This window comes from Pseudomonas sp. FW305-28 (genome assembly GCF_017351395.1).
Lineage (GTDB): Bacteria > Pseudomonadota > Gammaproteobacteria > Pseudomonadales > Pseudomonadaceae > Aquipseudomonas > Aquipseudomonas fluorescens_AA.
In genome coordinates, this window is sequence record NZ_JACNDD010000040.1 from 1 (window position 1) to 13639 (window position 13639).

General features: G+C 64.2%; 13 protein-coding genes. 2 read left to right on the forward strand and 11 right to left on the reverse strand.

Annotated features, from left to right (window positions below; all coding sequences use genetic code 11):
* Positions 1-195 (forward strand): hypothetical protein (locus J4E53_RS11680; protein WP_207268141.1); only part of this gene is annotated, 195 nt, incomplete at its 5' end.
* On the opposite strand, the gene J4E53_RS11685 is transcribed toward J4E53_RS11680, so the two are convergent.
* Genes J4E53_RS11685 through J4E53_RS11710 form a run of 6 tightly spaced genes read right to left on the reverse strand, consistent with a single transcriptional unit; the run spans position 183 to position 7026 of the window.
* Positions 183-1820: a BatD family protein gene (locus tag J4E53_RS11685; protein ID WP_060741997.1), complete on the reverse strand. Its 1638-nt coding sequence runs from the start codon at positions 1818-1820 to the stop codon at positions 183-185. The genes J4E53_RS11680 and J4E53_RS11685 overlap by 13 nt on opposite strands.
* Positions 1817-3553: a tetratricopeptide repeat protein gene (locus J4E53_RS11690; protein ID WP_103309767.1), complete on the reverse strand. Its 1737-nt coding sequence runs from the start codon at positions 3551-3553 to the stop codon at positions 1817-1819. The genes J4E53_RS11685 and J4E53_RS11690 overlap by 4 nt, the downstream gene beginning before the upstream one ends.
* Positions 3550-4629 (reverse strand): VWA domain-containing protein, encoded by a 1080-nt coding sequence (locus J4E53_RS11695; RefSeq protein ID WP_103309765.1) that lies wholly within the window; start codon positions 4627-4629, stop codon positions 3550-3552. The genes J4E53_RS11690 and J4E53_RS11695 overlap by 4 nt, the downstream gene beginning before the upstream one ends.
* Positions 4622-5116: a DUF4381 domain-containing protein gene (locus J4E53_RS11700; protein WP_060742000.1), complete on the reverse strand. Its 495-nt coding sequence runs from the start codon at positions 5114-5116 to the stop codon at positions 4622-4624. Before J4E53_RS11700 ends, J4E53_RS11695 begins: the two co-directional genes overlap by 8 nt.
* Entirely contained in the window at positions 5113-6057 is a 945-nt protein-coding gene (locus J4E53_RS11705; protein ID WP_060742001.1) for a DUF58 domain-containing protein, read from the reverse strand. Before J4E53_RS11705 ends, J4E53_RS11700 begins: the two co-directional genes overlap by 4 nt.
* Before the next feature lie 9 nt (positions 6058-6066).
* Entirely contained in the window at positions 6067-7026 is a 960-nt protein-coding gene (locus tag J4E53_RS11710; protein WP_039589986.1) for a MoxR family ATPase, read from the reverse strand.
* A 600-nt stretch (positions 7027-7626) separates the two neighbouring features.
* Here J4E53_RS11710 and J4E53_RS11715 point away from each other — a divergent pair.
* The gene (locus J4E53_RS11715) at positions 7627-7995 is read left to right on the forward strand and encodes a DUF6124 family protein (protein WP_060742002.1); all 369 of its coding nucleotides are present in this window, start codon (positions 7627-7629) and stop codon (positions 7993-7995) included.
* 287 nt (positions 7996-8282) lie between these two features.
* On the opposite strand, the gene J4E53_RS11720 is transcribed toward J4E53_RS11715, so the two are convergent.
* The 5 genes from J4E53_RS11720 to J4E53_RS11740 all read right to left on the reverse strand — a co-directional run bounded on the left by J4E53_RS11720 (position 8283) and on the right by J4E53_RS11740 (position 13599).
* Positions 8283-9260, reverse strand: a complete 978-nt coding sequence (locus tag J4E53_RS11720; protein WP_207268142.1) for a D-glycerate dehydrogenase — start codon at positions 9258-9260, stop codon at positions 8283-8285.
* A gap of 15 nt (positions 9261-9275) precedes the next feature.
* The gene (locus J4E53_RS11725; RefSeq protein ID WP_060742004.1) at positions 9276-10574 is read right to left on the reverse strand and encodes an MFS transporter; all 1299 of its coding nucleotides are present in this window, start codon (positions 10572-10574) and stop codon (positions 9276-9278) included.
* A gap of 89 nt (positions 10575-10663) precedes the next feature.
* The gene (locus tag J4E53_RS11730; protein WP_103309761.1) at positions 10664-11644 is read right to left on the reverse strand and encodes a sugar kinase; all 981 of its coding nucleotides are present in this window, start codon (positions 11642-11644) and stop codon (positions 10664-10666) included.
* Positions 11637-12419, reverse strand: a complete 783-nt coding sequence (locus tag J4E53_RS11735; protein ID WP_103309759.1) for a TIM barrel protein — start codon at positions 12417-12419, stop codon at positions 11637-11639. The genes J4E53_RS11730 and J4E53_RS11735 overlap by 8 nt, the downstream gene beginning before the upstream one ends.
* 154 nt (positions 12420-12573) lie before the next feature.
* A complete protein-coding gene (locus J4E53_RS11740; protein ID WP_103309757.1) occupies positions 12574-13599 on the reverse strand; it encodes a LacI family DNA-binding transcriptional regulator in 1026 nt (341 codons plus the stop codon).
* Positions 13600-13639: the final 40 nt, after the last annotated feature.

The window sequence follows — 13639 nt, forward strand, 5'->3', positions numbered from 1 at the left end:
AGCTCCCTCGCCACAAAAGCCACAAAAGCCACAAAAGCCACAAAAGCCACAAAAGCCACAAAAGCCACAAAAGCTGCAAAAGCTGCAAAAGCTGCAAAAGCTGCAAAAGCTGCAAAAGCTGCAAAAGCTGCAAAAGCTGCAAAAGCTGCAAAAGCTGCAAAAGCTGCAAGACAAGGCGTGGGTTATTTGGGGTAAAGCGGTGGCAATCCCGAATCACCGGCCGCATCCAGCGCCCCTTCGGTGGGCGGGATGGTGCGGATCGCGCGCCACAGGTCTTCGCCTTGCCAATGCTGGCCGGTCTCGCTGTAGAGCGCGCCGTTGAGGCCGTCCAGGGCGTCGGACAGCGGCACGAAACGCGCCGCCATGTCGGCCAGGGTTTCCGGTTGCTGGCGGGCCCAGGCGTCCAGGGCCTGGCGGGTGGCGTGGGGGTCGTTGGCCAGGCAGGTGCGCTTGAGGTCGTCCAGCAGGGTGCGCGGGCTCGGTCCGGCCTGGGTCGAGCGCAGGATGGCCGGCTGCCAGCGGGCGCGCCACCACAAGCCAAAGCCGAGCAGCGTCGTGCAGGCCAGGATCAGGCTGCTCAGTTGCCAATACCACAGGGTCTCGCTGTCGACCGTCGTCACGATCTGCGCCGTGCCGGCGGGCGTATCCACCATCAGGCTCGGATTGTTCGCCACCTGCAGGGTCCGCGCCGGGAGGCTGGTGCGGTCCAGGTGATCTTCCAGGGTGTTCCACCAGACCACCTCCACCGGTGGCAGCTCGATGGTGCCGCTGCGGTTGGGCACCAGCGCCTCGCGGTCTTCGCGGCTGCCCACCAGCCCGCGTTCACTGCTGCGGCTGCTGAGTACCGGCTGGTCCGGATAACGTCGCAGGCCGTTGATCTCGGTGGCCGGCAGCGGTGGTAATTGGGCGCTGGCCAGGCCTTCGGCTTCCAGGGTCAGGCTGCGGGTCAAGGAGTCGCCCACCTGGCTGTGGGTCGGTTCCGGGCTCCAACTCTCGCTCAAGGACAGGCTGCGTGCCGGCAACCAAGGCACGTCGGCCGGGTAGCTGGCGGGCTTGGGCTTGACGCTCAGTTGCAGGAGCTCGGAGCTTACCCGCATCAATTGGCCGGGCTTGGGGCCCGAAGGGGCTGCGTCCTGGGCCACCGGTTCGACCAGGGTGGCGCTGAAGGTCTGGGCCGGGATCGTCAGCTCACCGCTACGTTGCGGGTAGATGCCATAACGCAGCTCGATCACGCCGTGGCGCACATCGTTGATGACCTTTTCATAGGTGCGCGATTCGCCCAGTTGTTCGGTGCGGGCATCGGGGATGTGCAGTGGCGTCAGGCTGCTGTCGTCGTACAGCGACACCGAATGGTAGATGCGCAATGTCAGGATTGCCTGGGCCTGCACATACACCTGGGTCTGGTCGAGGCTGGCCTCGATGAACACCGGTGCCAGGGTCCCGGACGCATTGCGGGTTTCGCTTTCGATGACTTGCAAGGTGATCGGCTGGCTGGTCACTTCACCCAGTTGCAGCGGGGGAATGATCACGGTGCCGCTCTGGCGCGGCAGCAGGGTGACGATCCAGCGGGTGGTGGCGCGGTTCTCGCCGTCGAGGGTCGTCAACTGGTTGACCTGACGGGTGCCGCGCACATCGAACAAGGCCTGGAGCGGGCCCAGGTCGGGTTTGCCGAACAGCGTGGCGTCGTTGGATTCCAGGGTCAGCTCCACCGTTTCCCCTGAGTTCAGGCGGCTGCGGTCCACACTGGCCGTCAGCTGTGCAGCCTGGGTTCCAGAGGCCCAGAGCAGCAAGACGAGGAGGTAGGCGGTGAAGCGGGTCATGGGGTTTTTCCCTGGGCCTGATGGCTTTGCTGTTCATACCAGAATTTACGCCTGAGCAGCTCGCCGGGATTGTCCGGGATCTGGCGCAGCCATTGTTCCATGGCCTGGCGTTGTTCTTCTTCATTGCGCTGGCCGGCGGCGGGACGCAGCGGCGGCGTGGTGGTCTGCTCGTCGGGCAGCTCGCTGCCCGGCACATCCTGGGCGGTGGGCGCTTGCGCGGTCCGTGGCGGCTGGGATTCGTCCGGTGTCGCGGTGGCCTCGGTGGAGGGTTGGCCCTCTTCTGAAGATTGACTGGTCGAAGTGCTATCCGGCGTTTGCTCGCCCTGGCCCGGTTCCTCGCGTTCGGCGGGCTTGGGCTCTGGTGTCGGTGGTGCCTGTTCGTTCAACAGGCTCTGCACCAGGGCCTTGTTGGTCTGGGCCGGGCGCAGGTCGGGTTGCAATTCCAGGGCTTGTTCATAGGCGTCCAGTGCGGCTTCCAGCTCACCGCTGCGAGCCAGGGCGTTGCCGCGATTGTAGTGGGCACGGGCGTCGTTGCCTTCGGCGAAGCGCCGGGCGGCTTCGCTGTATTGGCCGGCTTCGTACAGGGCGACGCCTTGCCATTGGCTGTCTTCGAAGTGGGCGGCGGCTTCGGCGGGGCGCTTTTGCTTGAGCAAGTGCTGGCCCTGCTGGTCGGGGCGCAACCACAGGTCCTGGAATTCGAAAGCGTGGCCGGTTTGCGGCAACATGAACAGCAGCGGCAGGCAGAACAGCCAGCCTCGACGCCCGGCGCAAGCGGCCAGCAGCAACAAGGGCAGGAGCAGCCAATAACCCTGGTCGGCCCAGGTGTCCAGGCGCAATGTCTGGCCGTCGCTGCGCAGATGGCGAGGACCGTCCAGCAGACCCAGGCCGCGCAGGTCGCTGTCGTCCAGCCGCGCCGGTCGGTAGCGGCCGTCCAGCTCGTTGGCGAAGGCCTTGAGGCCCGGGCTGTCCAGGCGCGGTACCAGGATCGAACCCTGGGCATCCTTGAGGTAGCTGCCATCTTCCTGGGCCACCGGTGCGCCTTCGCGGGTACCGATGCCCAGCATCAGCCATTGTGTGGCGGAACCGTCCAGGACCTGGCGGATGCCTTCACGTTCCTGCTCGTTCAACGACGAACCGATCAGCAGGATCCGACCGTGGCCGAGTTCACCCTGGTCCAGCAGGGCCATGGCTTTATGAACAGCCAGGTCGGCGCGATGGCCGCTTTGGGGCATGATCGACGGCGCGAGGGCTTCGAGCAGGTTGGTGCTGGTGGCCAGATCGTCGGACAGCGGCACCAGCGTGTGGGCGCTGCCGGCATAGACGATGATCGCGGTCTGGGCATCGCTACGGTTCTGCAACAGGTCCAGCACCTTGCGCCGGGCCTGTTCCAGGCGCGTGGGCGGGACATCGGTGGCGAGCATTTCCGGGGTCAGTTCCAGTATCACTATCAGCGGATCGGCGGGTTTCTGGCTGGTCTGTTCGACCCGCGCCCAGCTTGGCCCCAGCAACGCCAGCACGATCAACAGCCAGCCCAGGCCCAGGGCAATCCACGGCAGCCGGCTTTCCCGACCACTGCCGCCACTGAGCAGTACCGCATGAAAGGCCGGCGGCAGGATCATCTGCCAGCGGCCCACCCGTTTCTGCCGGTGCCACAGTTGCCAAAGCAACCAGCCCAGCAACGGCAGCAGCAACACGAACCAGGGGCGCAGCCAGTGCGGCCAGAGGGCGATCATCGACGCCTCCGCAAGCGCAGGCGCTTGAGCCGCTGGCGCCACTCGGTGTGTTGGGACGGTTGGAACAGCGGCTGGTTGAACAGACGTTGCAGTGGATTGTCCGGCCAGCGCGCCCGGGCCACCAGCAATATGCTCAACAGCAGCGCAGCGGCCAGGGGCCAGTGATACAGCGCCAGGGCAGGGCGTGCCTGGGTCGGTTGCTGGGTCACCGGTTCGAGCTGGTCGAGGGTGGTCTTGATCGCCAGCAATTGCTCGCCATCCTGGGCGCGAAAATAGCGACCGCCCGTGACCTGGGCAATGTCCTTGAGGGTCGGCTCGTCGAGGTCCAGGCTCGGGTTGACGCCGAGGAAGCCCGCCGTGCCACTTTGTTCCGGGTCGGCACCAATGCCGATCGGATAGATTTTCACGCCTTCGTCGGCGGCCAACCGCGCGGCGGTCAGCGGGTCTATTTCGCCGCCGTTGTTGGCGCCGTCGGTGACCAGGATCAGTACGCGACTGTGGGCCGGACGCTGGCGCAGGCGCTTGAGGGCCAGGCCGATGGCGTCGCCGATGGCGGTATTCTTGCCGGCGATGCCGATGCGCGCCTCGTCGAGCCAACGACGCACGGTGCGGCGGTCGAAGGTCAGCGGTGCCTGCAAGTAGGCCTGGCTGCCGAACAGGATCAGGCCGACCCGGTCTCCTTCGCGGCCTTCGAGAAAATCCCCGAGCATGTGCTGGACCAGCGCGAGGCGACTGACGTCTTCGTCCTTCCACTGCATGTCGGGAAAGTCCATGGAGCCCGAGACGTCCACCGCCACCAGCAGGTCGCGACCGCTGGCGGCAATGGGCAGCGGTTCCCCCAGCCACTGCGGTCGTGCAGCGGCGATCAGCAACAGCAGCCAGATCAGGATAAAGGGCGCCTGTTGCCGCCAGGTCGGCAGATTGGCCCGGGCCCGACGGCCCACCAGGCCTTCCAGGTCGCCGAGGAAGCTGACCTTGAGCGCCGGCTCGCCGCTGTCGGCCGCCGGCAGCACCAGGCGCATCAGCCAGGGCAGCGGCAACAGGGCGAACACCCACGGCCAGGCGAATTCAAACATGTTTGCGAATCCAGATTTCGACCGCCTGGGTCAGGCCGGCGATGGCTTTGTCATCGAGCTTGCATTCGGGCTTGTAGGCGCCTTCCACCAGCACCATCCAGCGCGTCAAGCCAGCGGCCGGGCAACGGTTGTCCAGGAAGGCCAGCCATTTGCGCCCGTTGAGGGTGTGGCTCTGGCTGTAGGGGTAGTGGTTGCGACACAGGCGCTTGAGCAGCCCGTTGAGTTGCTGCAACCAGGCACCGGCCGGCGCGCCGTCGTAGGGCTTGGGCAGCCGGGCGAGTTCGGCCAGGGCGGCCAGGCGCACCGGGTCCAGGGGTTGCTCGCTGCGGTCGGCGGTACGCTTGGCGGGAATGAACCGGCGCAATTGCCACAGCCCCAGGCCCAGCAACGGCAACATCAGCAGTAGCAACCACCAGCCCGGTGCGGGCGGCCAGAAGCCAATGGGCGGTGGCGCCATCAGCGGCTGCAATTGATCGAGGCTGCTCATCGGCTTTTCCCGGCCCGCTTGGGGTTCAGGTATTCGCGTAGCTGCTCGACCATGTCGCCCTGGGTACTCAGGGGCATCATCAGGATTCGCAGCTTTTGCGCCAGCAATTCCCAACGCGCCTGGCGTGCCTCGGCCTGGGCGCGATAGGCCTGGCGCAGTTCGAAATTCAGGGTGTCGAGCTCCAACTGCGCGCCACGCTGGGCGAAACGCAGCAAACCGGCGGCGGGCAAGGCGTGATCGAGCGGGTCCGACAGCGGCAGCAGCAACAGGTCGCAATGACGCGACAGCAGGCTCAGTTGTTGTTCGGCGCTGTCGGACAACGCACGCTCGTCGCAAATCACGATCACCAGGCTGCCGGGCCGCAGCACTTCCCGGGCCCGACGCAGGGCAATGCCGAACGAGTCGCGGTCCGGCTCGCCCTCGGTGTGCAGTGACTGATTGACCCGCACCAGCCGGTTGAGCAATTGCAACAGGCTCTGTTTGCTGCGCCGTGGCTTGACTTCGTAATGGGTGTTGTTACCGAACACCAGGCCGCCAACCCGGTCGTTGTGCCCCAGCGCGGCCCAGCCGATCAGGCTGGCGGCCTGGGCGGCGAGTACCGACTTGAACATCAGCCCCGAGCCGAAGAACAGCCGGTGGCTTTGCTCGATCATGATGAAGATCGGCCGTTCCCGCTCTTCGTGGAACAGCTTGGTGTGGGGCTCCTGGGTCCGGGCGGTGACGCGCCAGTCAATGGTGCGCACGTCGTCGCCGGCCTGGTAGACCCGCACCTGGTCGAAATCCACCCCGCGCCCGCGCAGCTTGGAGTGGTGCAGGCCGATCAGCGGGCTGCGCTGGCCCGGTGTCGAGAACAGTTGCACCTCGCGCACTCGATGGCGCATCTCGATCAGCTCCGAAAGGCTGACGCGGATGCCCGGTGCGGGCGCCAGGGGGTTATTCATGACTCATGCTCAAGCGACAGCGACGACGTCGAGAATTCGCTGCACGACCCGGTCCTGGTCGATGCCGGCGGCCTCGGCTTCGAACGACAGGATGATGCGATGGCGCAGCACGTCGAACAGCACGGCCTGGATATCTTCCGGGCTGACAAAGTCGCGCCCGGCCAGCCAGGCATGGGCACGGGCGCAGCGGTCAAGGGCGATGGAACCCCGCGGACTGGCACCGTAGGCGATCCATTCGGCCATTTCCGGATCGAACTTGGCCGGGTTGCGGGTGGCCATGATCAGTTGCACCAGGTACTCCTCCACGGCGTCGGCCATGTACAACCCGAGGATTTCCTTGCGTGCGGAGAAGATCGCCTGCTGGCTCACGCGGCGCTCGGGCTTGGTCTCGCCGTTCAGCGCTTCACCCCGGGCCTGCTGCAGGATGCGGCGTTCCACGGCGGCATCGGGAAAACCGATCTTGACGTGCATCAGGAACCGGTCGAGCTGGGCTTCGGGCAGCGGGTAGGTGCCTTCCTGCTCGATCGGGTTCTGCGTGGCCATCACCAGGAACAGCGGCGACAGTTCATACGTGCTGCGCCCGACGCTGACCTGGCGCTCGGCCATGGCTTCGAGCAGGGCCGACTGGACCTTGGCCGGGGCGCGGTTGATTTCGTCCGCCAACACCAGGTTATGGAAAATCGGCCCTTGCTGGAACACGAAACTGCCGGTTTCCGGCCGGTAGATTTCCGTGCCGGTAATGTCCGCGGGCAGCAGGTCAGGGGTGAACTGGATACGATGGAACTGCGCTTCGATGCCCTCGGCCAGCTCTTTGATGGCCTTGGTCTTGGCCAGCCCAGGCGCGCCTTCCACCAGCATATGACCGTCGGCGAGCAAAGCGATGAGCAGACGCTCGATGAGTTTTTCCTGGCCGAGAATCTGCGTTGAAAGAAAGGTTCGCAGCGCAAGCAGCGCTTCACGATGTTCCATCGGTGACTGTTCCTGGAAAGGGTGGCCCCAGGCGTTCGGATAACGCCGGGGCTGGGGGCGTTACTTTAATGCATGGCGGGGGGTGGCGACTAACGGGATTTTGATTGGCCGTGTGAATTGTGATCGGCTTGGAAAGATTGTGAGGTGGGTTTGCTTGCCATGAATCCCACCCGGACAGGCGCACTTACCCCGTGGGAGGGAGCTTGCTCCCGCTTGACCGGGCTGGCGCTCCAGTGCGAAGCACTCACAAAGTGAAGGGGTGTTTATCGGGATGTAGGAGTGCTCTGGAACAGGCTACGTTGTCTTGCGCCGTTGCCTACAACTGCGCCAGAATTCGCCGGCTTGTGCGCTTGGGAGGCAGGTTCTATCGTTTCCGGGTCGCTGATGAATCAGCGATCGGGTTTGGTAGCCCGGCTTTTGACTTGTCGCACAGCCCCTGTAACAGAGGCCTTTTTGGTATCTGTTTTATGGCGGTCATGCGCAGGGCGTCTTCGGACGCGCCGGTTCTCCAAGTCACCGGTCTACCAACCCGCGTATGGCCGCCACCTTCGTTTGGTAGCGAGGTTGATGGTCTCCTTTTTCTGATTTGGAGATTCATTCATGTTCAAAGTAACCCCGAACCCACCGAACACCGATCCAACGTCACCGCGTCCAAAAACCAAGTCCCAGAAACACGACGAAGTCACCGACCGAGTCCTCGACCATTACCTGAACCCCAAGCCGGACAAATCCGAAGCAGAACCTGCTCCCGGCCAACTCTTCACCGTCAACAAAGACATCGACACCGAAAGCCTGCTTGCCAACCTCAGCGAAACCCTGGCTTCGGCCAATGCCATGGTCAATGATCTGGCTTTCGACCTGGACGGTTCACGCCGGCATTTCCTCCTGGGCATTCAGCAACTGATCGAACTGGGCAGCCTGCTGGCGAACCGTGCACTGGACAACATCGAAACCCGTCAGCCGACATAGCCCTTGTGGCATTCCTTAAATCCTGGGCAAGCCGCAGAACCTGTGGGAGCCGAGCTGCTCGCGATGGCGGCGCAATATCCAACATAGATGGAGCCTGACCCACCGCCATCGCGAGCAAGCTCAGCTCCCACAGGGGATTGGCGGTGGACGCAGGAGCAAGGAACACCACGAATCCATTGTGGGAGCCGAGCTTGCTCGCGATGACGACGGTACATTCAACTTCAATGTAGCCGACCCACCGCTATCGCGAGCAAGCTCAGCTCCCACAGGGATTAGCGGTGAATAGCTCAGCCTTCCCACACCCCCAAATTCACCAGGTTCTCCGGTCGCTCCCCCGCCAATGCCGCCAGCAGATTGTCCACCGCACAGCGCGCCATCGCTTCCCGGGTCTCGTGGGTGGCCGAGCCCATGTGCGGTGTCGCTACCACGTTGTCCATCTGCAACAGCGGCGAATCGGCATTCAAGGGTTCGCGCTCGAAGACGTCCAGTCCCGCGCCACGGATCTGTTTGTTGCGCAGGGCGTCGATCAGTGCCACTTCGTCCACCACTTTGCCTCGGGAGATATTGATGAAGAGGGTCTCGGGACGCATTCGGGCAAACGCCTGCGCATCGATCAGCCCTTGGGTTTCAGCCGTCAAGGGCAAGGTCAGGCAAACGAAGTCCGCCTGCTGCAACAATGTTTCGAGACTGCAGTAACGCGCACCGAAACGTTGCTCGACCGCGGGCTTGGGCGAATGGCTGTGGTAGAGCACCGGCATGCCGAAGCCGAAGTGCCCGCGCTGGGCCAAGGCTTCGCCGATGCGCCCCATGCCGATGATGCCCAGGGTCTTGCCATGGACGTCGGTGCCGAAATGCCGGGGGCCGATGCTCTGTTGCCAGCCGCCGCTGCGCACCAGATTGGCCAGTTCCACCACGCGCCGGGCGGTTGCCAGGATCAGGGCGAAACCGGTGTCCGCGGTGGTTTCGGTGAGCACGTCCGGGGTATTGGTCAGCAGGATCCGACGTTCAGTCAGGTAGTCGATGTCGTAGTTATCGACCCCCACCGAGACGCTGGCGATGGCTTGCAGGTTCGGCGCCAGGTCCAGCAGCGCCGCATCCAGCTTGAGGCTGGCGCCCAGCAGGCCGTGGGCCGTGGGCAGGGCGTCGCGCAGTTGTGCCAGGCCCTGGGCATCGAGGCGTTCGATGAGCGTGACTTGGGCCTGGGCTTGCAGGCGAGCCATCAATTGAGGTGACAGCGCTTTGTACAACACCACGTGCTTTTTCATGGGAGGGGTCTCGATTCAGGAACGGGCGGGCGCCGGGCTCGGCGTCGCGGAGTGGGAGACGGTCCGGTCGCTGGCGCCGGGCTTGAGGGCGAGGGTCAGCACGACCGACAGCAGCAAGGCGCCGCTCATCAGCAGGAAGGACATGCCAGGGGAGCCGGTGGTGCCGTTGAGGTAGCCCACCAGGTACGAACCGCCGAACGAACCCAACGCGCCCATGCTGTTGATCAACGCCATGGCGCCGCCGGCGACATTGGCCGGGAGGATCTCCGGAACGATGGCGAAGAACGGACCGTAGGGCGCATACATGCAAGCGCCGGCGACCACCAGCAAGCCATAGGACCACCAGAAGTGCTCGGCCCCCAGCAGGTAGGAGGCGTAGAACGCGATGGAGGCGATCAGCAGCGGCGGCCAGACAAAACGCTTGCGCTTCTGCGCCTTGTCCGACGCCCAGGACACCACCAGCATGCCGATCACCGCCGCCAGGTACGGCAAGGACGACAGCCACCCGGCCTCGACCATGTTCATCTGCAGGCCGGCCTTGAGGATCGACGGCAACCACAGCACAAACCCGTAGACGCCGATGCTCCAGCAGAAAAACTGCAACGCCAGGATGATCACCTTGGGAGAGCGGAAGGCTTCGGCGTAGTTCTTCACCGCCTTGATGCCGACCTGTTCGGCCGCCAAGGCACTTTCCAGATCATGTTTTTCCTGGTCGCTGAGCCACTTGGCCTGGGCCGGGCGATCATCGGCCAGGCGCCACCAGACAAAGGCCCAGAGTACCGCCGGCAGGCCCTCGATGATGAACATCCAGCGCCAGTCGAATCGCTGCACCAGGTAACCCGAGACCACGGACATCCACAGCATGGTCACCGGGTTGCCGAGGATCAGGAAGGTATTGGCGCGCGAGCGTTCGGCCCGGGTGAACCAGTGGCACAGGTACACCAGCATTGCCGGCATCACCGCGGCCTCGACCACCCCGAGCATGAAGCGGATCACAATCAGCCAGTAGGCATTGGAGACCACGCCCGTCAGGGTAGCCAGCGAACCCCAGAGGATCAGGCTGACGAAGATCAGCTTCTTCACGCTGTGCTTTTGCGCGTAGATCGCCCCCGGGACCTGGAAGAAAAAGTAGCCGAGGAAAAACAGGGCGCCCAGCAGCGACGAAAGCCCTGGGGTGATCATCAGGTCCTTGGCCATGCCCGAGGCGGCGGCAAATCCATAGTTGGCCCGGTCGAGGTAGGCCAGGCTGTAGGTGATGAAGACGATGGGCATGATGTACCACCAGCGGCGGGTGGCGAGGTTGAGCGTTTGCATGTCGTTGACTCCTGAGCTTGTTGTTTTTGTTTGCAGCAGGTGTTTTTGGCGGTGGCTTCTATCGCGAGCAAGCTCGCTCCCACAGGGGGTTAACTCGATGCCATGTGGGAGCGAGCTTGCTCGCGATCGGCGGTTTCAAATTCAGCCAACAACTCAATGCGAGTCGGTAATCCCTCCATGTCTCCACGGCTCTGCACCGCGCGGCTGCCAATCCAGTTGGCGCGCTGCACGGCCTCGGTGATGGCCCGGCCTTCGAGCAATGCGCTGATCAGGCCCACGGCGAAGCCATCACCGGCGCCCACGGTGTCCACCACTTGGGCCACCGGCACGCCGGGGATGACGCCCTGGTCCAGCGCTGTGCGGTAATAGGCGCCGTCCGCGCCGAGCTTGATCACGACGAGTTCGACACCTTGGTCCAGGTAGAACGCGGCGATGTCGGCCGGGTCGTCGAAGCCGGTCAGCAGCCGGCCTTCGCCGAGTCCCGGCAAGACCCAGTGGGCGAGGGCGGCGAGGCGATTGATTGCAGTGATCATCGTCGACTCGCTGCCCCAAAGGCTTGGCCTCAGGTTGGGGTCGAACGACAGGCTGCGGCCGGCCGCGCGCATACGGCTCATCAATTCAAAGGACATCTCGCGGGCCGTGCCCGACAGCGCCGGGACGATGCCGGTGGCGTGCACGTGACGGGCGTCAAGCAGCGCTGGCGCGATGGAGCCGATCGACAGATGACTGGCCGCCGAGCTGCGCCGGAAATACTCGACTTGCGGGTCGCTGCCATCGACGGTAAGGGACTTGAACTGGAAGCCGGTGGGGTGCTCCGGGTCGACCGCCACGTGGCGACAATCCAGGCCCTCGTTTTCCAGGGTCTGCGTCACGAAGCGCCCCAGGGAGTCGGCGCCGACCCGGCTCAGCCACGCGACCTTGAAGCCCAGCCGTGACAGACCGATGGCCACGTTGCTGTCGGCCCCCGCAATGCGCTTGTGAAACTGGTCGACGCTGGCCAGGTCACCGCGCTGATCCGCCACCAGCATGGCCATGGTTTCGCCGAACGACAACACATCGAATTCAGACATGGGCAGGCTCCTGGCGCGATTGCCCGAGGCGGGACAGGGTGGCGACATGGTGGGCGGTCAATTGCAGCAGGTCATCGTCTTGCAGCGGGTATTCGGCGGCGCGCATCACGCGGGCGGGCATGTGCTTGAGCAGTTGTTCCCACTCGTGCAGGTCGGTCATGGCCGGAGGCACGGCGACGAGTTTGCCGTCGGCGCGCCGGGCCACGGCCTTGCAGTGCACATACGCCACATAGCGTCCGAGCTGGCGGGCGGCCACGGCGGCCGATTGGTCCTGCCATTGCCAGTTGCCAATGTCGAAGGTCATGGCGACGGGCAGCGCCTGGTGCTCCACTGCGGTGAAGAATCGTTGCAGCGGTTCGATTCGCCCGCCCTGCAAGGTCTGGTCGTTTTCCACCAGCAGTTGCACCGGGCTGGCGGCGAGCACCTGGGCCAGTGCCGACAAGTCATTGGAGTCGGTGAAATGCCCGAGGGAGACTTTCAGCCAGGTCGAACCGAACGCCTCGCCGCGTTGCAGGGCCAGCGCCAGGGCTGGGTTGGGCCTGGACTGGCCGGCGAGCCACAGTTCCAGGGGCGACGAAAAAATACTCTGCAGCCCCTGGGCCCGGGCAGCGGCGGCCAGTTCAGCGGGCTGTTCGGTGGTGAGCAATTCTTCGCGCCATTCGATGCGCGAGGCACCGGCGGCGGCCAACAGATCGATGAAGCGGCCTTGGCCATGCTGCCGCACCAGGTCGGCGCCGTAGCTGGAAAGACTGATGGAGACGGGTGGGTTGTGCATTGTTGTTGTACCTCTGAAACCGGTTTCAGTTTTATTCAAAAAAAAGGGGGTGTGTTTTAGGGCCTCATCGCGAGCAAGCTCGCTCCCACAGGGATCTTCAGTGCGCCACAGATCCCGTGTGGGAGCGAGCTTGCTCGCGATAGGGCCCTCACCATCACCGACCATTCCCAAGCGTCGACCCACGCTCAATCAACCGCGCCGCAAAATCCAGGGTCCGCACCGGCCCGTTGTCACCGCGCAAGCGCTTGAGCAGGCATTCGAACGCGCTGGCGCCGATCTGCGCTGTCGGTTGGGCCAGGGCCGTGATGCCGCTGCCCACCAAGGGGTACCAATCCAAGTCATCGAGGGCGATCAGGCCCACGTCGTCGAACAAGCGGCAACCCAGCTCGCGCAACACCGTCGTGGCGGCCAGGGCGGCAATGCCATTGGCGCAGAACAACGCCTTGGGGCCATGGCCAGGCTGGGCAAGAAAGGCCTTGATACGCGTGGTCAACTGATCAGAGGTTTCCACCACGGTGCCGGCCAGGGCAGGCCGCCGTTGGATACCAGCCTTGAAACTCTCGACCCGCTCGATTCGCGAACTGGTGCCGTCGAACGGTTCTGTCACCAGCAACAGATCGCGGTAGCCCCGTTGTTCGAGGTGATCGAGGGCCATTTCGATGGCCGCCGGGTTGTCCAGCCCGACCAGGTCGCTGTCGAGCCGATCGACCTTGCGATCCACCAGGACCAGGGGCATTTCGCTGCGCAGTTCGAACAGTTCGTCACGGTGGTGACCCAAGGTGTTCACGATCAGCCCTTCGATGTTGTAGGCGCGCAGCAGCGCCAGGTGCTGGCGTTCCTGCTCGTCGTCGCGGTCGGTGTTGCACACCACCAGGCTATAGCCATGGCGACGACAGGCGGTTTCCACGCCATGCATTACGGCAATCGAATAAGGGTTGCGGATATCGGCCACCAGCATGCCGATCAGGCGTGTGCGCCCGCGCTTGAGGCCGCGGGCCATCTGGTTCGGCCGGTAGCCCAGCTCGCTGATGGCCTGCTCGATGCGCCGGGCGATGGCCTCGGAGAGCAGGGCCCGGTCTTCGCCAATGAAACGCGAGACACTGGCTTTGGAGACCCCGGCGCGTTCGGCGACGTCGAGCATGGTCACGCGGTTGCGCTGGGCGGCGGAGAAAGAAGTCACGGATTGAAACCTGCTTATTGGATTTATTAGTGGCTCTGAA